The following is a 20,379-nucleotide window of genomic DNA, read 5'->3' as shown; positions in this document are numbered from 1 at the left end:
AACCGCCCCAGCAGCGCCTCGCGCTGCTGAGACGAGGTGACCACCGGTGGGGCGACTCATCGGACACATGGTTAACCTCAAGCCCGGGACTTTAGTCCCGGGTCGTTGACTCACTCGTTGACGAGGCTGGTGCCGCCGGAGAACTGGGAGAGCCGGAAGACCACGAACTCGGCCGGCTTCACCGGCGCGATGCCGATCTCACAGATCACCTGCCCGGCGTCGATCCCCTCGGCGGGGTTGGTCTCCCGGTCGCACTTGACGTAGAACGCCTCCTCCGGGGTGAGGCCGAACAGTGCGCCCTTGCGCCACTCGTTGACCAGGAACGCCGAGATGGTCCGCCGGATGCGGGCCCAGAGCGCGTCGTCGTTCGGCTCGAAGACCACCCACTGGGTGCCGATCAGGATCGACTCCTCCAGGTAGTTGAACAGCCGGCGCACGTTCAGGTAGCGCCAGCTCGGGTCGGAGGAGAGGGTGCGCGCTCCCCAGACCCGGATGCCCCGGCCCGGGAAGGCCCGGATGCAGTTGACCCCGATCGGGTTGAGCTGGTCGTGCTCGCCCTTGGTCAGGTTGACGGCCAGGTCGACGGCGCCGCGCACCACCTCGTTGGCGGGCGCCTTGTGCACGCCGCGGCTCTCGTCGTTGCGCGCCCACACGCCCGCCATCGCGCCGCTCGGCGGCACGAACCGCAGCCGGCCGCTCCCCGGGTCCGCGACCTTGATCCACGGGTAGTACAGCGCCGCGTACTTGGAGTCGTAGCCCGCCCCGACCGTGCGCCACTCCTTGACCTGCTGCGGGGTCAGGTCGGGCAGCGGGTCGATGATCGCCACGCGGTTGCCCATCAGCTCGCAGTGCGCGATCTGCGCCAGTTGCACGGCCTTGACCTGTTCGGCGTCCAGCGCGCCCTGCTCGTAGGCGCTCATCAGGTCCGGGATCGCCACCATGGTGACCTCGTCGATCGCCTCCAGGCCGCCGAGGCCGGTGCGGTCCTCGGCGCTGCCGAGGTAGTCGGCCGGCGTCGCGGTGCCGGCCGCGTCGGCGGGCGGCTGTGCCGGGGCCGGTACGGCCACCTCCTGGTTGTCCGGGCGGGCGACGGCCTGAGCGGCGGTCTCCTCCAGGGCGATCAGCTTGGAGCGCTCCCGGACCACCGTCACGACGTAGCCGCGCTGGCCGCGCCTGGCGGAGACGTCGAAGCTCTCCTCGACCTGCTCGCCGCGCTTGACCCGCAGCGTGAACGCGTCCTCGGCCGCCGACTCGCCCCCGGCGTCCGCCACCTCGACGGTCAGCCCCTCCCCCGCGCCCGGCAGGGCGGCGACCTGGAAGGCGCCGAGCACCGCGCGCGGCCCGGCCGGCAGCGCGCCCCGGCCGCCGCCCCGCCGCACCGGCGCCGGGGACGGCTGCGCGGCCGCGGGCCCGTCCCCGATCCGGACGACGTAGCAGGAGCCGCCGCCGTTGAGGAAGTAGGCGTAGACCGCGTGCGCGAGGTAGCAGCCCTCGGCGAACTCGCCGAACTCCCTGGTGTACTGGCTCCAGTTGGTCACCAGCGTGGGCGTGTTCGGCACCCCCCGCGGCGCCAGCCCGACGAAGGCCGCGACGGCCGTCCCGGCCCCTTCGATCGGGCGCGAGCCTGCCTCGACCTCTTCGACATAGACGCCCGGCGACAGATACGACGGCATCCCTTCAGCCCCCTTCAGGCCCACCTGGTGACCCACAGCCTGCTGGCCCCCACCGACCAAGGTCATGGCCGTCCGGACGACGGGCGGGGAAGCCGTCCCTGCCCGAACGGGCAACCGGCGGCAGGCGGGTTCCCAGGCCGTCCCTAGGCGGGCGTCTCCTCCTCGTCCTCCGCCTCGGCCCGCTGCACGAACAGGCCCTGCACCGGGGTCTCCTCCTCGTCCTCCGCCGCCTCCCGCTGGACGGCCGGGGCCGGGGCCGGTTCGGCCATGGCCCGGTCGGCCGTGGCGGCCGCCTCCCGCTCGAAGCGGTCGCCGGGGTCGCTCACCGCGATGCCGCCCGGTGCGGCGGTGCCGTCGACTGGTCCCGACCGCTGCTGCACGACGTGGGTCAGCTCGTGCGCGAGTGTCGTGCGGCCCTGGTGCGAGCCCGGGTCGTAGGCGTCGCGCTGGAAGACGATGTGCGAACCGACCGTGTAGGCGTGGGCGTTGACGGCCTTGGCGGAGTCGTGCGCGGCGGCGTCGGTGTGCACGCGGACGTCGCCGAAGTCGTGGCCGAGCCGGGTCTCCATGTCCGAACGGACGTCCGCGTCCAGGGAGTTGCCGCCCGAGGCGACGACGTCGTGCACCGGCGAGCTTTCCTCCTCCAGGGCCGCGCCGACCGCGGCGTTGCCCACCGCGCGCTGCAGCCCGAGCAGTCCGCCGGCGCCCAGCGCCGAGGCACGTCCGCCGGCCGCCGCCCGGAACAGCAGCCCGGTGCGGTCGTCCTGGGGTGCCTGGTCTGTCCGGGGCTTGGCTCCGGCCTGCTGGTCGGCCCCGAGTTCGTGATCGCGCATCCCACTCCCCAACCCGCACGGCCGGCCACCACGGTCGTTCCACCGGACTTGGTCCACCGGTAGTCGCTCCACCAGACTTGCCGCCCGCCCGAGCCGGCCGCCAGGCACGCCGGGGCACCGCCCGGGCAGGCCCGGCTGCCCTATGGGGCATCGCGCGCCAGCGCCACGTACGGCCCGAACTCGCTCTCCAGGCACAGCCGTCCGAGCTTGCGGTACTCGCGGGCGACCGCCGCGATCAGGTCGGCCATGGCCACCGGGCGGCCCGCCTCGGCGGCGAGGTACGCGGCCGTGACGGCGGCCGAGCGGATGTCCCCGCCGGCCAGCTCGAAGGACGTGCCGCAGAATCCGAGGTCGAGATCGCCCGCGCGCGGCAGCAGCGGCCCGAGGCAGCGCTCCCAGAGTGCCGTCCGCTGCTCGGCCTCGGGCCGGGGGAAGTCCACCACGAGGTCGAGCCGGCGGGTGAACGCGTCGTCGAGATTGGCCCGCAGGTTGGTCGCGAGGACGGCCAGGCCGTCGAAGGACTCCATCCGCTGGAGCAGGTAGGCGCTCTCGACGTTGGCGTAGCGGTCGTGGGCGTCCTTGACCTCGGAGCGCTTGCCGAAGATCGCGTCGGCCTCGTCGAAGAGCAGCACGGCGTTGACCCCGGCGGCCTCGGTGAAGATGCGTTCCAGGTTCTTCTCGGTCTCGCCGACGTACTTGTCCACGACAGTGGCGAGATCGACCGTGTAGAGGTCGAGGCCGAGGTCCCCGGCGATGACCTCGGCGGACATCGTCTTCCCGGTGCCCGAGTCACCGGCGAACAGCGCCATGACGCCGCGCCCGCGCCCGCCGCCGGGCCGCATCGCCCAGTCGCCGAGCACCCGGTCGCGGTGGCGGGCCCGGGCCGCGAGCTCGTGCAGCCGGCCCAGCGCGGGCGGGGGCAGGACCAGGTCGGCCCAACCGGCGGTGGGCCGGATCCGGCGGGCCAGGCGCTCCAGCCCGGCGCTGTTCTGCGCCCGGGCGCCGTACAGCAGGTGGGCGGCGGTGAGCGGGCCGCCGGAGAGCACGGCCTGCTGGTGCGCGGTTCGGGCGGCCCGCTCCACCTGGTCCGGGGTGAGCACGAAGGCGGCCGCCGCGTCCTGGTCGACGGCCGTATGCTCCGGCGCCACCCGGCCGAGCGCAGCCCGCCACAACGCGGCGCGGGTGTCGGCACCGGTCCGGGCCACCTCCACGAGGAGCGGGACGGCGGGCGACCACTCGGGCTCCCAGGACACCCGGCCGGTGAACAGGACGGGTACCGGCAGCGCGGCCAGGGCCCGGACCAGGGCGGGCCGTTCGGCCTCCGGCGCCGTCACCGGCCCGGCCACCAGGCCGGCCCCGGCGAGGCCCGCCTCCCGGCCGGCCGCGACGACGGCCTCCGGCGCGGCCGGGTCCCGGGCGAGCTGGGTGAGGTCGAGGGCGAAGGCCCGGCGGCCGGCGACGCGCAGCGCCTCGACGGCGAGGGCGCGGGCCGAGCCGCCGGGGGGCTCCCGCAGGTACGCGAGGTGGAGGCCGGCCGCGAGGGCGGCTCCGAGGCGGTCGGCGGGGCCGCCCTCGCGGCCGTCACCCGCCGTCAGCGGTGCCAGCGGTGCCAGCGGTGCCAGTGGTTCCATTGGTGCCAACAGGTTGGCCAGCCGGTGGTCGGGCGTGTCGTCGCCGAGCAGGTGCGCGGCGACCCGGTCGGGCACCCGCAACGACCGGCCGAGGAACGGCCGTTCCGTCTCCTCCACCAGCAGCAGCCCCCGGGCCACCAGCGGCGCGGCCGGGTGCAGCCGTCCGCGCGCGGCGGCCGAGGCGGCCGGGACCCCGCACAGGGCCAGCGCGAGCCCGGTGGTGGGCCGGCGGCGGGTCACGTCGTCGTTGAGGTACCCGTAGAGCTGCTCGAAGCGGCTGTCCAGGTCGGGGGCGAGGGCGATCAGCAGCAGTTCGACGTCGAGCGGGGAGAGCCTGAACTCCCGGGCCAGGGTGCGCAGTCGGAGCCGCGCGCCGGCCTGCTCGGCGTCGTCGGCCCGGTGCTCGGCGGCCGCCTCGCGCTCCTCGTCGACCACGTCGGGCGCCGGGACGGCGTGCGGCTCGTCGAGGAGTCGTCGGACCGTCTCGTCGGAGAGGTAGAGGCCCCGGAACGGGTCGTCCGGTTCGGGATCGTCGGCCCGGCGGGCGGTGACGGCCCGGCGGACCCGTTCCTCGACCAGCGAGAGGCGTTCCAGCAGGTGGGCGAGGCCGGGGTCGGTCATCTGGCCCTCCGTCGGCCCGGCGCGGGCGCCGTGGCGGGGGATTCGAGCGCGTCGCTGCGCAGGACGAGGCCGTCCTCGACCGGCGGTCCGGCCTGGTAGACCGGGGCCGCGGTGACCGGCACGCTGACGACCACGTCCAGCGAGGGCTTCAGCTCCCCGCCGAGCGCCGTCCAGACGTCGGCGAAGGCCCGGTCCTCGGGCGGCGGCAGCGCGATGCCGAGCGGTATCGGCAGTTCGGTGGCCGCCAGGGCGGGGCCGAGGGAGTCGGCGGGCAGCGCGGGGTGGCGCAGGAAGCAGACGAGCAGCGCGGAGAGCAACCGGTGCTCGTCCTCGGGCCGTTGGGTCCAGGCGCTGATCAGGTAGGAGAGTTTGAAGTAGCGGGGCGGCAGCGTGCGGGCGACCACCGTGCCCTGGTCGTCGTAGACGTTCTGCCGCCCTCGGGAGGCGCGCCTGAGGTCCTCCCTGATGTCGTAGAGGTAGAGGTTGACGGTCGGTGTGTTGCGCCGGGCCGCCCACTCCCGGGTGGGTGCGTCGAGGACCACGTCGACGTCCGCCCCGGCCAGGGCTCCGGCCCGCACCAGCGTGCGCAGCGCCTCGTCGACCTCGTGGATCACCGGCCTACCGCCGTTCCTCGTAGGGCCGGGGCTGGAGCACTCCGGGGACGACGGTGAAGGGGCTGCGCACCTCGCCGAAGGCGGGCAGGTCGGGCAGGGTGGCGACCAGCTCGCGCGGGCCGAGGGTGTCCTGGACGAGCACCAGGGCGGGTGCCGTGAAGGTGCCGTCCGCGGCCACCACGACCGGCGCGGTGTCGGCCGTCACCCCGGCGCTCCAGCGCAGGCGGACGGTGGTTCCGGGCGGGAACTGGCTGCCGTGGGCGAGGGTGACGATCCCGGGCGGACCGACCTTCGGGTCGAGCAGCAGGGTCGGTTGCAGGACGGTGAGGGTGGTGGCGGCGGTGGCGGCGGTGCCCCGGTCGGCGGTCGCGGTGCCGCTGACGGTGGCGTTCCCGGCCGTCAGGCCGGTGACGGCGAGGGTCACGGTGGCCGATCCGCCGGGGTCGAGGGGGCCGAGCGGGCAGCGGCCGGCCGGGCAGGCGGGGGTGGCGGAGTCCAGCCGGAGGCCGGCCGGCAGGGTGAGGGCCAGGGCGGCCCCGGGCGCCGGGACGGCGCCGCCGTTGCGGACCGTCAGGGTGACGGTGGCCTGCTGCCCGGTCCGGATCAGCGCCGGTGCGGCGGTGGCGCTGACGGCGAGGTCGGGCAGCCGGTCGTCGGGCGGGGTGGTGGTGGTCGGGGTGGCGGTGGGCGGGGGTGCGGTCGTGGGGGTGGCGGTGGGCGGGGGTGCGGTCGTGGGGGTGGCGGTGGGCGCGGGGGCGGTGACGGTGACGGCCGCGCCCGCGGTGACCGGTTCGCCGTTGGCGCTGGTGACGGTGCCGGTGACCTGGCCGGTGAACGCGGTGTCGCCGGCCAGGACGAGCGTCGCCGTCGCCTCGTCCTTGGGCCGGAGGTCGCCCAGCGGGCACCCGGTGGACGGGCAGGCGGGCGTGGCCGAGACCACGCGCAGCTGCGGCGGCACGACGGGCGTCAGCGTCACGCCGGCGGCCGTCCCGTCGCCCTGGTTGCGGACGGTGAACGTCACCGTGATCGGCTCGCCGGGCGCTGCCGTGGCCGGTTTCGCCGACGCCGTGACGACCAGGTCGGGCGCGAGCACGGTGATCACGGCCTCGGCGCGGTCGTTCTCCGCCCGCGGGTCGAGGGCATCCGCGCCGACCTGGGCGGTGGCCTGCTGGGCGCCCGCCGTCACGCCCTTGACGGTGATCCGGACGGTGGCGCCGGCGCCCGCGGCCAGCCCGCCGAGCGCGCAGCGGTACGGCGCGGGCGGGCAGCTGCCCTGGGAGGGCACCGGCGCGCCGACGGCCTGGAGCCCCGCGGGCAGGGCCGGCTCGGCGGTGACGCCCCGGGCGTAGCCGGGGCCCAGGTTGGTGACGGTGAGGGTCAGTTCGGTGGTGCCGCCCCGGGAGATCCGCGGGTGGGCGGGCGTCAGGCTGACGGCGAGGTCGGCGGTGGGCTGCCAGGAGGGCCGGGTGTGGCTCGCGCCCGCGCGCACCGGCAGGGTGCGGCCCGTTCCGGTCGCCGGGTCGACGACCGCGATCCGGCGGTAGGTGGACGGGATGCGGCGGGGCGCGACGGCGAGGCCGGGCCGGTCGCCGCCGACCTCGACGTCGAGGGCGAGCTGTTTGCCGTCCGGCGACCAGGCCGGGTCGGCGGGCTGCCGGAGCGGCCCGTCCGGCAGTGGCGTGCCGTTGACGGGGCCGACGTTCGGGCAGCTCGCGGCGGAGGGCACCAGGCTGCGGCAGGCCCTGCCGTCGGCGCCGAGCTTCAGCACCACCCACAGCGGGGTGCGGGCGGGCGTCGGACCGGTGCGCAGGCAGCCGTCGAGGCACGGGGGCGGCGTGGGTGAGGGCGAGGTGTGCGTGGGTGAGGGCGACGGGTCGGGCCGGGCGGCCAGCAGTCGGCGGCCGAACGCCAGGCCGCTGCCGTCCGGGGCGTAGGCCGGGCGGGCGTCGCGGACCGGGCACTTCGGGTCGCCGCACTGGGCGGCGGTGAGGTCGCGCTGGTCGCCGCCCGCGCCGGTCTCGGCCGACCACAGGTGGCGGATGCCGTAGACGGTGTCCGGCGCCGGGGCGGCCTCGGCCGCGGTCAGCTTGATGATCGGGGTGCAGTCGCTCTCGCGGGAGAAGGCGAGCCGGCTGCCGTCCGGCGACCAGGCGGGATCGAAGTCCCGGGAGGTGCACCGGGATCCGCTCTCCGCCCGCGGGGGGACGGTGAGGACCGGCTTGGCCTTGTCGACGCCGTCTGTGAGGTCCACCACGACGATCCGCTGCTCGGCGTTGCACTCGCTGCAGGGGTTCTGCTGGACGAAGGCGAGCTTCTTCCCGTCCGGGGACCAGGCGGGCGCGGACTGTTCCCGGTCCTGGTCGACGCCGGGGCCGGCGAGCACGGTGGCGCGCGTCGGGTCGGCGGCGTCGCCGACCAGGATGCGGGTGGGCACCCGCCCGTCCGGGCCGAAGACGCTCAGGGTGTGGGCGAGCCGCCGTCCGTCCGGCGAGTAGGCCGGGTCCGCGGTGGTCTCCCGCCAGTCCGTCTGGGGCCGCAGGTCCAGCCGGTCCAGCGGGGGCGCCGGGTGGACGCCCTCGATCCGCGATCCGTACGTCAGCGCGGTGGTCAGGATCATCGGCGCGCCGCCCGCCGAGGCGTACCAGCCGGCCGACTCGACGCCGTCGAAGGAGCTGACGTCGACCTTGGCGCCGGGGCAGGTCGGGCAGGTGCTCGCCGGGTCGACGCGGAAGAGGTCGGTGGACAGGAACGCCAGTGACGCCCCGTCCGGGGACCAGCTGACGTCCTCGGTGGCCGCCGGGTCCTTGGCACCCCGGGCGATCGGCTGCGCGGCCCCGCCGCCCCGGGCCGGGACCAGGGCCAGCTGGCGGTACCCGTCCGCGGCGGTGATGAAGGCGATCCGGTCGTGTCCGGCCCCGGCCTGCGGCTCCCAGGCCGGGCGGTGCGCCTCGCCGGTGCCGGTGTCGACCCGCACCGCCGTGCCGCCCGGCGCGACCGGGATGCGGAAGATCTTCCCGGCCTGCTCGTAGGCGAGCGCGCCGCCGTCCGGCGACCAGCTCGCCCAGCCGCCGCCGACCGCGACCCGGCGCAGTCCGCTGCCGTCGGTCCTGGCCACCCAGACCGACGGGGTCAGGTCGTCGCTGCCCGAGCCCGCGGCCTGGTCCGCCGCGGCCGTCTGCCGGCACCAGTCCTCGGAAAGGTCCGTCCCGGCCGGGTTGCCCTGCCAGGAGGTGAAGGCCACCCAGGCTCCGTCCGGGGAGAGGGCCGGGTGTTTGATCCGCCAGCCCTGGCGCTCCAGCAGCACCTTGACCGGCCCGGCGCCCTGGCGCAGCAGCAGGCTCTCGCCGGTGCCGCTGCGGGTGCTGACCCAGACGACGGTGTCGCCCCGGACGGCCGGCTGGCAGTCGTCGCCGGCCCGGCCGCCGTCGAGCAGGGCCGTCGGACGGCCGGTGCCGACCAGGGCGAGGGTGCGGTGCGCCTGGTCGTCGGCGGTGTAGGCGATCCGGCCGGGCGCGGGTTCGGCCGCGGCCGGTGCCGTCGACTCCCGCTGCCCGGAGCCGATCGCCGCGGTCATCGTCGCCAGCAGTGCGGCCACCAGAGCCGTCGAGAGCAGCGCCGGCAGCGGCCGCCGGAGCCGGTCGTGCGTGAGTACGCGTCGTCGCACCGTGTCCCCCCGGACGGTTCCTCCCGCGCGCCCGGGGGGCGAGCCGACGGCATCCGGATATGCCTCCTCAGCGCAACCCTGACCGGCCCCGGCCCGGTCGGCAGCAGCGGCCGGGGCAGCGGTCCGGGTAGCGGTGGCTGCCCGAAGGGGCGGTCCGTACGCTCAGATCAGGCCCTCGCGCATCGCGTACGCGACCGCGTGCGAGCGGTTGCGCAGTTGGAGGCGGGTGGTGACCTCGTGCAGGACGTTCTTCACCGTCCGTTCGGAGAAGGACAGTTCCTCGGCGATCTCGGCGGTGTCGCGGCCCGCCGCCACCAGCCGCAGCACCTCCACCTCGCGCGGCGCGAGCCCGGTGAAGGCGAGGCCGCGCGGGTCGAGCACCTGGCGCTGCAAGCGGCCGACCTGCTCCAGCAGGCGGCCGAGCAGGTCCGCCGGGACGCTCCCCTCGCCGCGTGCCGCCGCCGAGATCACCTGCACCAGGCGCTCGGCCGTCGCCTCCTTCCGCCGGACCACCCCGACCACGCCGCACTCCACGGCAGCCACCAGGCCGGCGTCGTCCAGCTCGGTGCCGACCAGGACGATCCGCCCGGCCGCCGAGCAGCGGAGCTGCCGCAGCGTCCGGAGCTCCTCCTCGCCGACCCGGTCCACCGCGACCAGGACCACCACCGGCTCGGTGCCGGCCTCCGCCGGGTCCGCCGATCCGTCCTCCCCCAGCAGGCGGATCTCCGGGCGGGGGCGCAGCTGGCCCGCCAGCCCCGCGCGGGTGATCGGGTCCTGTGCACTGATCCGGACCGGAATCCAGGTGATGTCGCCGTTGCCGTGATACCGCATGCGTTCCCCGTCCTCCCGTGCCCGGCCGTCGCCGGGCGCCCAAGGTCCACGGGCCGGCGCAGCGCCCGCCGCCCCGTTCCCCGACGAGTCAACACCCGGCAAGTCATCAGGCACTTCACAAGGACTTAACGGGCAGCACAACTGCCCGGAAGTGTGACCGCCGGGCACCTGACCGTGGCCCGGCCGCTTCCTACCCTCGGCGCATGACCACCACATCGGCCCACCTCGACCCGTCCACCATCGCGGTGCTGCCCGGGGAGGAGGCCCAACTCTCGCTGGAGGTGCGCAACGGCGGTGAGCTCGTCGAGGCCTACCGCTTCGAGGTGCTCGGCCCGGCCGGGGCCTGGACGGTCGTGGATCCGGATACGCTCTCGCTCTACCCCGGGACGTCCGGCCGGGTCGTCCTGAAGTTCCGCCCGCCGCGCGACAGTTCGACGGCGGCCGGGCCGGTGGCGTTCGGGGTTCGGGTGCTGCCGCAGGAGCGGCCGGACCAGGCCGTGGTGCCCGAGGGCGTCGTCGAGGTGCTGCCGTTCGACGGGCTGACCGCCGAGTTGACGCCCCGGATGTCGCAGGGGCGCGGGCGCGGGCGGCACCAGGTGGCCGTGGACAACCGGGGCAACCGGCCGGTCTCGGTGACCCTCGCCGGCAGCGACCGCGCCGACCTGCTCACCTTCGCCCTCCCGGCCGCCGCGACCACGGTCGAGCCGGGCCGGGCGGCGTTCGTCCGGGCCGACGTCCGGCCGCGACGCCGGGTGTGGCGGGGCCAGGACGTGCCGCACGCCTTCCAGGTGGTGGTGACCCCGGCCGAGGGCGAGCCGATCCCGCTGGACGGCACGTACCTCCAGCAACCGATGCCGCCCAAGGGGCTGTTGAAGACGGCGATCGCCGTGGCCGTGGTCGCGGGCATGCTGGCGGGGGCCTGGTTCGGGGTGCTGCGCCCGGCCGTCCGCTCCACCGCGAAGAACGCCGTCGCCGGGTCCGTCACGGCGGCGGCCTCGCAGGCCTCGGAGGCGAAGCAGAAGGCCGCCGACGCCCAGGGCGCGGCCGCGGCGGCCCAACAGGCGGCGGCCGGCGCGCAGCAGGCGGCGGGCGGCGGGGCGAGCGGCTCCCCGCGCCCGGCCGCGAGCCCGGGCACCGGCCTGGTACCGGCGCCGGGGGCCGCGCTGTTCTCCCAGCGGCTCAAGGCCACCGCCCCGGCCGGAGCCACCCACGCGGAGGACTACCAGGTGCCGGAGGGCAAGACGCTGCGGCTGACCGACCTCGTCCTGGAGAACCCGCAGGGCGACTCGGGCACCATCACCATCGCGGTCGGCGACACCCCCCTGCTGGCCCCCGCGCTGGAGAACTTCCGGGAGCAGGACTTCCACTGGGCCTCGCCGATCCTGATCGGCGAGAAGCAGAAGCTGACCGTCACCGTCTCCTGCGGCCGCCCCGGCCAGCCGGTCAACGGCCCCGCACCGTCCGACTGTTCGGCGGCGGCCCTGCTGAGCGGGTCACTGGAGTGACGCCCGGCCATCAGGGCCGAGTCGGCCGACCGCGGGCATCGCGGTCGGCCGAATCGTGTTCGAGGACGGTCAGCGCGACCGCTCGGCCAACCGCGCCTCCAGCTCGGCGTAGCGGGGGTCCGGCAGGGCCTCCGCCAGGAAGTCGAGGCCGGTCCGGATGAGGTCGACCAGCGGGGCGTACGCCGGGTCGGCGAGGCGGACGTCCGCGTAGAGGAACTGCCAGCCGTAGAGGCCCCTGGTGAGCAGGAGCGCCTCCAGGTACCCGGGGTAGTCCAGTTCGAGCTCGAAGGCCCCGTGCGGGAACCGGTAGAACCAGGTCCGCGGCGCGATGGTGCCGCCGACCAGCCGGACGGCCGCGAACGCGATTGCCCCGCTGTCCGGCAGGTGGTCGATCACGCGCAGTTCCTTGAAGAGTGCGACCTGCTCGTCGTCGCGGACACTGCCGGCGTCGGGCGGCCCGGACATGAGCGCGTCGACCGGTTCATGAAGGACGAACTCCCCGCCGGCACCGACGGAGGCGCCGGCCTCGCCCCAGTGAACTCCGAGCTCCCAGTAGCGGACGTGGTGGTCCTTGAGACCGGGATCGAGGGCGATGCCGAACACCTTCTCCAGTGTGGAGAAGCCGGCCAGCGAGTCCTCGACGACCGTGCTGATGTCCTTCTTCCGTTCCCCGACGACGTCGATCGCGTCGTTCGTCCTCAGCGATTCGATCAAATCGAGAAATCGGCGCTCGATGGGGGTGGGGTCACGATCGACCATATCCGCTCAGTGCTCCGTCCGCTGGATCCGGCTTGAGATCTGGCTCAGATCTTGATTCGTCCCGCCTGGATGGCGTCCACCAACTTGCTGATCTTCTCCTGAATTCCGTCTATCTCACTCCCGCTTCTCCGGCGACTGTTGGCGCCCACGAGTCGAAGCCTCAGGACGGACATGTCATCCGTGAAGTCGCCGTTCGATTTTTCTCCAATAATCATGTTGCAGAAAGGCGATTCATCCTTCGAGCCGAATATCGCATTGCTGAGGCCTTTCCAGCCGTGCGGGCTGATCGCGTTCAGCATCAGCGGGTTGACCCCGGCCGGCGTCGGCTGACTGGCCGACGAAAGCTCCTGTTTCAGTGCGGAATTCGCCGACTTGGGATGCCAAGCGCCGTCCTTCACCTCGTAGCCGGCCCAGCGCACCGTAATGCTCTCCAGGAATCCCGCCGGGCTGGCATGCGTCTTGACGTCGACCTCGTACCAGATCATGTCCTCATGGCCGCCGCCCAGGGCTTGCGCGGCCGGGTCCTCGACGCCGTAGTGGAAGGTCGTGTTCGTCGTGGCCAGGGCCGGAACCAGGTTGGAGTCGGTGGCTTTGCCGCCAAGGGGATCCGGGAGCAGATGCATCTTCACCCATACGGTGGTATTGGGCGGATTGAGGCCGTTCAGGGCGACGTAGTCCCAGCCGGTCAGGGTCGCACCCTTGTTCTTTTCCGCGGCCTCGCCCGGATGGATGCTCCTGATGTTCCGGGGCAGGAACTCCGCTTTGAATCCCCCGGCCAGCACACCGTTGGAGAACGGCGGCAGCACGGGTGGCGGCAGCGGCGGCTTCGGGCTCCGGGCCGCGAGCAGCCGCGCGAGGGTGGTCATGTCGCCGACCAGCGCGTCGTAGTCCGTCTGCCGCTGCAGGCTGGCCGCGCCGTCCCTGCCCAGGGCGTCCTTCCGCTTCTCGACGTCGTCGGACTTCGCCTTCGCCGCGGCCAGTGCCTGGGACTGCTGCGCCTTCTCCGGGCTCGAATCGGGCAGCTTGCCCACTTCCGTGGCCCACGACTGGAAGAAGTCCGCGATGCGCTGCTCGACGCTGTGCACCTTCAGTTCCGCCGAGGCGCCGCGCCCGGTGAACAGCACCCGGTGCTGCTCCCCGTCGCGGGTGGAGAACGGCTTCGACGGGAGGGGAAGGTCCTTGGCCGGGCCGGCGTCCTTGCCGGGTGTCTTCCGACCGTCACCCTTCTTGCCGCCGAACCTGTCCTTGACCTTCTTGCCGGCCGCCTTGAGCTTGGCCCAGATGGCCTTGCCGAGTTTCACGATCTTGCGGACGATCCAGTCGACGGCCTTCATCACCGGTTTCGACAGGGCCTGGAAGAAGCTCTTGACCTTGTTGGCGATGCCGCCGATGCCGAGGATCGCGGCGAGGGCGCCGATCAGTACGGGGATGGACTTGGCCAGGGCGCCCTCGATCATTCCGGGTACGCCTCCGCCGCCGCCTCCCGCGATGGCGATGACGGAGTCGAGGACGGCGTTGACGAACTCGATGATCTGGGCGCCGCGTTCGACGATGAACGTGATGATGTCGATGATCATCTTGCAGGCCTTGATGAACGCGCTGGCCGGGTTCAGCAGGCTGATGATCCAGGTGATGCCGGCCATGAGCACGGTGGGGATCAGATACGACGAGATCTTGCCGAGCAGGTTCTCCTTCAGGTCCCCGACCTGCTCCTTGATCTCCTCCTCCACCCCCGCGACGCCCTCGGACTGCAGCTTCGCCACCATCGGCACGCCGGACTCGACCGCGCTCATCGCCTGTTCCGGGATGCCCTTCGCGACGATCCGGCCCCGGATCGCCCCCCAGGTGAGCCCGAGCAGGGAGGCGATCATCGTCAGGATGCCGCGCAGATCGAATTTCGCCGGCAACTGCAGTCCCGCGCCGGACATGGTGCCGAGCAGCCAGCCGATGAGGCCCTTCTTCAGATGGGTGCCGATGTTGGCGAGGAAGTTCCGCAGACCGGCGCCGACCGCGGAGACGAGGTGGCCGAGGAAGCCGATCGGGTCCTTGAGGATCGCCATCACCGCGTGCGCGGCCTTGGCGAGGACTCCGAGCAGGAGGTCCTTGAGGTGGAGGATGGTGGTGATGACGCCCTTGACCGCGTCGACGGCCTTGGCGATCAGGCCCTTGTTCTTCTCCTTCTCCGCCTCGATCTCCGCGTCCACCTCCTTGAGCGCGGAGTTGTACTTGTCCGCCAGGGTCTGCACCAGCTCCTGGCCCTTGGCGTCCACGCTCTCCGTGAGGGTGTCGAACCTTCCCGCGAACTGCCCGGCGGCCTCCTTGCCGATCGCCTGCAGGTCCGCCGGCAACTTCCGTACCTCGGCCTGCAGTTGCTGGCGCCCGGTGGCGATCCGCCGCTTCGCCCGGTTCAGTTCGGCGGCGATGACGTCCGCGACCCCGGAGATCACCGACTGCATCCGGGTCACGTAGCCCTGCCGGGCCACGACGAAGATCTGGTCGGCCTCCGCGGGCAGCCCGGCGAACTTGTCCTTGACCCACTTCAGCTTGCCGGTGAAACCCGAGTACCGCTTGTGCTTGTACTCGTCCATGCGGTGCTTGTGGTCCGCGGTGAAGGCGTCCCGCGCGGCCTTCTCGCCCGCGGTGAACGCGTCGTCGACCTTCTTGTCCAGGCCGGACAGGATGGCTTCGACCTCGGTCTTCGTCGCGTCGAAGACCGTCTGCAGTTTCGCGGTGACGTCCGCCCGCTTCTTCTCGTCGCCGGACCGGGTGTCCTGCTGGCCCTGCCGCACCTGGGTGTCGGTCTGCTGCCGGATCGCGGTCAGGCCGGTCATCGCGGTGGCCCCGGCGGTGGCGGCGGCGGCCTTCGCCGTCGTCAGGGTCCTGGCCTCGGCGGCCCGCACCTGCCCCGGGGCGGTGGCGGCGTGCTGCTCGCCGGCCTTCTTGTCCTTCAGCGCGGCGGTGAACGCCGGTTCGTTGGACTTGGCGAGCTGCGCCTCGGTGACCTGGGCGTCGGCCATCTGCTGGTCGACCTGCTTCGGCCCGGCCGAGAAGTCCGTGGCCGCGGGCGGGGCCTTGTCCGGCACCGCGTGCGAGGCGTCGGGGGCACCGGGGTTGGCGGCCGCGGGCTGCGGGGCCAGCGGGGTGACCGGCTTCTCCCTGGCCGCCGAGGTGTCGGGTGCCGCCTTCGTCGTGGTCTCGATGGCGGCGGCCGACTTCTTCCTGCCGTCCGCGACCTGACCCTGCACCTGCCCCTTGACCGCGGCGGCCTTGCCCGAGCGGCTGAACTTGTCCGCCTCGTCGAGGTTCTTGGGGGCCTGTGCGCTGATGGCCTCGTTCACGGCGCGCACGAAGGCGGCCTTGTCGAAGGTGCCCGGCTGGGCGGCGTTCATCTTCTCCGCGTTCGCCGCCTTGCCCTGCGCGATCCTGTCGTCGGCGGGTGGCTTCGCGGCGGCCTGCGCGGCGTTCGCCGCCGTCGCCGGCGGCGGATGCGCCGCGAGGGTCTTCTTCTTGCTCCGGACGTCCGACGCCACCGTCTGGAACTTCGCCGAGGACGCGGCGGGAGCCCGCGCGCCGGCGGCGCGACGCTGCACCGGCAGCGCGGCGGCGGACGGCGCGGCGGCGGACGGCGCGGGTGCGGCCTGCGCCGTGACGCGTGCGGGCCCCGGCGGGCCGGCCTCGGGCCCCGCACGGCGGGACGCCACCATCGCCGCGACCGCGCGGTTGCCCACCACGCGCTGCAGCCGCTGCGCGGTCGCCCGGCTCAACGGCGAGGACGGCCCGGCCCGATCCGGCACCGCCGGCACGGGAACGGCCGCGGATCCGCCCTCCACGCCAGGGCCGGGGGTCGCACCACGACGGTGCGGGACGGCTTCGCCGGCCCCTTGCCGGTCCCGCTCGGCCGAGGTCCCCATCCCCCGATCGTGGCCCGCGCCCGGGGCCTTCCCGTAGCCCTATCAGGCAGCCGAAGGGGCACACCTTCCGGGCCGCCGCGCGAGCCCGGCGCCGGCCCTGCGCGGGACCGGTCAGCGGGGACCGGTCAGCGGGGACCGGGGTCGCTGGTGCCGGGGCAGCCGTTCTGGGCATCGGCGGGACGACGTGGTCGAACAGGCCGTCGTTCTCGTCGTAGTTGACGAGGAAGACGGTCCGGCCCCGGACCTCGGGGTTGGAGGTGAGCGCGTCCAGCACGAGGTTGATGTCGTACGCGCCGTCGGTGGGCGTGGCGGAGGGGTGCTCGCTGTACTTGTACGGCGGGACGATCCAGGAGACCTGCGGCAGCCGGCCCTGCTCGACGTCGGCGCGGAACTCCTTCGTCGTGACTGCGAGGTTGCGAGCAGGCTCGAACCTACGGGCCACGGGCGATCCGTCCACGCTCCGCCGGGGAACAGCGCGTGAGCGTTCGCTCAACACTTGTCCAGCCAACCTCCCCGAGGCCGGGGAGGCGGTTCTTCGTCCCGACCGGAGCGGAGAGCGGGGACGCGTGCGCGGCCGCCCGGTCGAAGCTCATCCGGAACGGCTTGATCGACGCCATCCGTACGCCCTCGCACGTGCCGGTCGCCGCTACCCCGGACGTGGCCGCCGCCTGGGGAGCAGGCCCGCCACCAGGGACGCCGCCCGGATCCCGCGCCGGATGTCCGCAATCGGACCGATCGGATCCGGACAATCTGTCGGCGACCCGACACTTCCCGGCATCAAAACGGCATCGGCCCCCACTCATGTGGGCGCAGATCGTGACGAAGGCGCCGAATCGGATCTTGAGCCGATCACCGAAAGACTGTTTGATGCGACCGGCCGCCCATTCGGGAGGCGGCCGGTAACCCGGGGGGATGCCATGTTGGAAGTACTGGGCCTCACGACCGGCGCGACGACGGTGTACCAGGCCATGCTCGACCATCCCGCCTTCGGCGTGGACGAGATCGCCGCGCACTGCGGCCTGGCGTCCGTCGAGGTGCACGACCACCTCGACGAACTGGCCCGGCTCACCCTGGTCCGGGCCTCCGCCGAGCGCCCCGGCCAGCTGCGCGCGATCAGCCCGGACATCGGCCTGGCCGACATCCTCGCCCGGCAGGAAGCCGAACTCGCCGCCCGGCACGCCCAGTTGGCAGCCTCACGGGCAGCGGTGACACAGCTGGTCGCGGACCGCGCCGAGCACCGCACGACCCACGGCGAACGCCTGCTCGGCATGGACGCCATCCACGCCCGCCTCGAACGGATGGGCCGCAGCGCCACCACCGAGGCCCTCGGCAGCCAGCCCGGCGACCAGCGCCCCGAGGACCTCCTCGCCAGCCGGGCCACCGACACCGAGGCCCTCGCCCGCGGCATCGCCATCCGCACCCTCTACCAGGAGTCCACCCGCAACCAGCCGCACGCCATCACCTACGGCCACTGGCTGCTCAGCCAGGGCGGCGAGGTCCGCACCGCCGCCACCATCCCGCCGCGGATGGTCATCATCGACCGCAGCCAGGCCCTCATCCCGATCGACCCCGTGAACAACCGCATCGGCGCCCTCTACGTCACCGAACCCGGCATCCTCGCCGCCCTGATCGACCTCTTCGACCAGGCCTGGAACACCGCCGTCCCGCTCGGCGCCGCCCAGCCCGAGGACCCCCGCACCGGCCTCACCCCCACCGAACGCGAACTCCTGCGCCTGCTCGGTTCCGGCCTCACCGACGACACCGCCGGACAGCGCCTGGGCATCTCCTCGCGCACCGTCGGCCGCCACATGTCCTCGATCATGGAACGCCTCGGCGCCAGCAGCCGCTTCGAAGCGGGCATCAAGGCCGCCCACAAGGGCTGGCTCTGACGCCCGCGCCGCCGCCGCGGCCGAACGCACCGCGTGGCACGGCGGCGGCCGGCGGGACAGGATGGTCCGCATGACGCGCACGTTCGAGGACCTGGTGGACGAGGCGGCCGCCGCCCCGGTCGACGGGTGGGACTTCTCCTGGCTGGACGGCCGGGCCACCGAGCAGCGCCCGTCCTGGGGGTACCAGCGGCTGCTCGGCGAGCGGCTGGCGCGGGCCTCGGCGGCGCTCGACGTGCAGACCGGGGGCGGCGAGGTGCTGGCCGGGGTGGCCGACCGCTTCCCCCGGACGATGGTCGCCACCGAGTCGTGGCCGCCCAACGTCGCCCGGGCGAGCGCCCGGCTGCACCCGCTCGGCGCGGTCGTCGTGGCCGACCCGGACGAGCCGCCGCTGCCGTTCGCCGACCGCTCCTTCGACCTGGTGACCAGCCGCCACCCGGTGACCGTGTGGTGGCCGGAGGTCGCCCGCGTGCTGCGCCCCGGCGGCACGTACCTGGCGCAGCACGTCGGCCCGGCCTCGGTGTTCGAACTGGTCGAGTACTTCCTCGGCCCGCAGCCGCGGGCGCGCCTCGGCCGGCGCCCGGAGGCCGCCGTGGAGGCCGCCCGGGCCGCCGGGCTGGAGGTGGTGGACCTGCGCTCCGAGCGGCTGCGGATCGAGTTCCGCGACATCGGCGCGGTGGTCTACTTCCTGCGCAAGGTGGTCTGGATGGTGCCGGGCTTCACCGTCGACGCCCACCGCGAGCGCCTGCGCGAGCTCGACGCGCTGATCCGGGCCGAGGGGCCGTTCGTCGCCCATTCGGCCCGCTTCCTGATCGAGGCGCGCCGGCCCTGACCCGCTCCGGCGGAACGGCCGGCCGGACGGCAGCGCCGCTCCGGGGACCGGGCGCCGGCTCAGGTCGGGTCGGCTCAGGCCGGGCCGACTCAGGCCGGGTCGACTCCGGCCGCGTCGGCTCCGGCCGTCCAGACCGGGCGCAGCCGTTCCGCGGCCTCGGCGGCCTGGCGCAGGCCCTCCCGGTAGGCCGGCTCCCAGGCCGTCCGGTCGTTCAGATCCGGGCCGAAGGCGCGCAGCGCCGCCGGGTCGGGCTCGATGGTCACCACGGTGTGCGCCGCGGCGGCCGCCAGCTCCCGCCGGAGCAGGTCGCGGGGGAACAGGTGCGCCTGCGGGTCGATCACGACGAGCAGGCGGGCCCCGGCCGCGAGTGCGGCGTTGGTGGCCGACCGCAGGGAGCCGTCCAGGTAGCGGCGGCCGCCGATGGTGATCGGCGGGTAGATGCCCGGGAAGGCGGTGGCGGCCGCCACCGCGGCGGGCAGCGGTGCGCCACTCGCCCGGTCGAAGACCCTCTGCTCGCCGGTCTCGGCGTCCGTCGCGGGGATGAGCAGCCGCCGGTCCGGCCACTCCTGCGCGCCGACCATGCCGCGCATCCGGTCGACGTGGGCCTCCTCCGGGCCGGTCTCGGCGGCGAGCGCGATCCGCCCCACCCGGCGCCGCGCTCCGTCCGGGTCGTCGGCGGCGTTCCCCAGGACGGCGAACGCCTCGGCCAGCCGGCGCCCGTCCACCTGGGGTCGGGTGCCGGCTGAGCCGGCGGGGCGCACCGGGGTGGCGAGCCGGGCCGGGTCCTGGCCGGCGGCCAGCAGTGCGGCGGTGATCGCGCCGGCCGAGGTGCCGACGAACAGCTCGGCCTCCCCCGGGTCCACCCCGGCGCGGCGCAGCCCGCCGGCGAGCCCGGCCGTCCAGGCCGTGCCGACGAGACCCCCGGCGCCCAGGACGAGCGCCCGGTCGAGTGCGTTCATGACTGTCTCCCTCCCCGTTCTTGAAACAGTCGTACCATATACTGACGCCGGCTCACATCCGCACGAACGAGAGGACGGTCCGCCGTGGGGCGACCACCGGATCCCGCCCGACGGGAGGCCACGCTGGCCCGGGCCACCGACTACGTCCTGGCGCACGGCCTGACCGGGCTGAGCCTGCGGCCGCTCGCCGCGGCCCTCGACACCAGCCCGCGGATGCTGCTCTACGACTTCGGCAGCAAGCAGGAGCTGGTGGCGGCCGTCCTCGCCGAGGCCCGCCGCCGCGGCGCGGCCCGGCTGGCCGAGCACCTCCCCGCGCGCGCCGCCTCCCCGGAGGAGCGCCTGCGCGGCATCTGGGCCTGGATCAGCGCGCCCGAACGCGCCCCGTTCGTCCGCCTGTTCTTCGAGGTGCACGCCGACGGCCTCACCCACCCGGAGAACTACCCGGACCAGGCCGAGGCGATCACGGGCTGGTTCCCCACCCTCGGCGCCGCCTTCCACGAGGTCGCCACCGGCCCGGACGACACCGTCACCCCCACCCTGGTCATGGCCGTCGTCCGGGGCCTGCTGTTCGACCTCACCACCACCGGCGACCACGACCGCACCGACCGCGCCCTGGACCGCTTCTGCGCACTCCTGCGCCCCTGAGGCGAGGCCGGTCGG

General features: G+C 74.3%; 13 protein-coding genes and 1 pseudogene. 4 read left to right on the top strand and 10 right to left on the bottom strand.

What is annotated here, in order from left to right; translation table 11 throughout:
- Window positions 1–110 precede the first annotated feature (110 nt).
- The 6 genes from ACPC54_RS34295 to ACPC54_RS34270 form a co-directional block, all read right to left on the bottom strand.
- Entirely contained in the window at window positions 111–1,673 is a 1,563-nt protein-coding gene (locus tag ACPC54_RS34295) for a phage tail sheath family protein (protein ID WP_498970369.1), read from the bottom strand.
- A gap of 143 nt (window positions 1,674–1,816) precedes the next feature.
- Window positions 1,817–2,506 carry an eCIS core domain-containing protein gene (locus tag ACPC54_RS34290; RefSeq protein WP_498970368.1) on the bottom strand — a complete coding sequence of 230 codons (690 nt, stop codon included), beginning with the start codon at window positions 2,504–2,506 and terminating at the stop codon, window positions 1,817–1,819.
- Window positions 2,507–2,646: 140 nt separating this feature from the next.
- Window positions 2,647–4,758 carry an AAA family ATPase gene (locus ACPC54_RS34285; protein ID WP_498970367.1) on the bottom strand — a complete coding sequence of 704 codons (2,112 nt, stop codon included), beginning with the start codon at window positions 4,756–4,758 and terminating at the stop codon, window positions 2,647–2,649.
- Window positions 4,755–5,372, bottom strand: a complete 618-nt coding sequence (locus ACPC54_RS34280; protein WP_498970366.1) for a Pvc16 family protein — start codon at window positions 5,370–5,372, stop codon at window positions 4,755–4,757. Before ACPC54_RS34280 ends, ACPC54_RS34285 begins: the two co-directional genes overlap by 4 nt.
- Window positions 5,373–5,376: 4 nt before the next feature.
- Window positions 5,377–9,036, bottom strand: a complete 3,660-nt coding sequence (locus ACPC54_RS34275; RefSeq protein ID WP_498970365.1) for a DUF11 domain-containing protein — start codon at window positions 9,034–9,036, stop codon at window positions 5,377–5,379.
- A gap of 162 nt (window positions 9,037–9,198) precedes the next feature.
- Window positions 9,199–9,867: a response regulator transcription factor gene (locus ACPC54_RS34270; protein ID WP_498970364.1), complete on the bottom strand. Its 669-nt coding sequence runs from the start codon at window positions 9,865–9,867 to the stop codon at window positions 9,199–9,201.
- A gap of 203 nt (window positions 9,868–10,070) precedes the next feature.
- Here ACPC54_RS34270 and ACPC54_RS34265 point away from each other — a divergent pair, with 203 nt between their 5' ends.
- Window positions 10,071–11,372, top strand: a complete 1,302-nt coding sequence (locus ACPC54_RS34265; RefSeq protein ID WP_498970363.1) for a COG1470 family protein — start codon at window positions 10,071–10,073, stop codon at window positions 11,370–11,372.
- Between the two features lie 69 nt (window positions 11,373–11,441).
- On the opposite strand, the gene ACPC54_RS34260 is transcribed toward ACPC54_RS34265, so the two are convergent.
- The 3 genes and pseudogenes from ACPC54_RS34260 to ACPC54_RS34250 all read right to left on the bottom strand — a co-directional run.
- Window positions 11,442–12,086, bottom strand: a complete 645-nt coding sequence (locus tag ACPC54_RS34260; protein ID WP_498970362.1) for a hypothetical protein — start codon at window positions 12,084–12,086, stop codon at window positions 11,442–11,444.
- An 89-nt stretch (window positions 12,087–12,175) separates the two neighbouring features.
- A complete protein-coding gene (locus ACPC54_RS34255; RefSeq protein WP_498970361.1) occupies window positions 12,176–15,925 on the bottom strand; it encodes a phage tail protein in 3,750 nt (1,249 codons plus the stop codon).
- 280 nt (window positions 15,926–16,205) lie between these two features.
- A pseudogene (locus ACPC54_RS34250) lies at window positions 16,206–16,484 on the bottom strand (alkaline phosphatase family protein); the annotation flags it as partial.
- A 475-nt stretch (window positions 16,485–16,959) separates the two neighbouring features.
- Here ACPC54_RS34250 and ACPC54_RS34245 point away from each other — a divergent pair.
- The gene (locus ACPC54_RS34245) at window positions 16,960–17,931 is read left to right on the top strand and encodes a helix-turn-helix transcriptional regulator (protein ID WP_498970360.1); all 972 of its coding nucleotides are present in this window, start codon (window positions 16,960–16,962) and stop codon (window positions 17,929–17,931) included.
- A 70-nt stretch (window positions 17,932–18,001) separates the two neighbouring features.
- Window positions 18,002–18,760: a class I SAM-dependent methyltransferase gene (locus tag ACPC54_RS34240; RefSeq protein WP_498970359.1), complete on the top strand. Its 759-nt coding sequence runs from the start codon at window positions 18,002–18,004 to the stop codon at window positions 18,758–18,760.
- An 89-nt stretch (window positions 18,761–18,849) separates the two neighbouring features.
- Here ACPC54_RS34240 and ACPC54_RS34235 read toward each other — a convergent pair whose 3' ends face one another.
- On the bottom strand, window positions 18,850–19,719 hold the full coding sequence (locus tag ACPC54_RS34235; RefSeq protein WP_498970358.1) for a patatin-like phospholipase family protein: 870 nt from the start codon (window positions 19,717–19,719) through the stop codon (window positions 18,850–18,852).
- 84 nt (window positions 19,720–19,803) lie between these two features.
- Here ACPC54_RS34235 and ACPC54_RS34230 point away from each other — a divergent pair, with 84 nt between their 5' ends.
- A complete protein-coding gene (locus ACPC54_RS34230; RefSeq protein ID WP_498970357.1) occupies window positions 19,804–20,364 on the top strand; it encodes a TetR/AcrR family transcriptional regulator in 561 nt (186 codons plus the stop codon).
- Window positions 20,365–20,379: the final 15 nt, after the last annotated feature.

Origin of the sequence: Kitasatospora sp. NPDC094028, assembly GCF_049543595.1 — a bacterium.
Classification (GTDB): domain Bacteria; phylum Actinomycetota; class Actinomycetes; order Streptomycetales; family Streptomycetaceae; genus Kitasatospora.
This window is presented reverse-complemented; position numbering and strand designations above follow the sequence as displayed.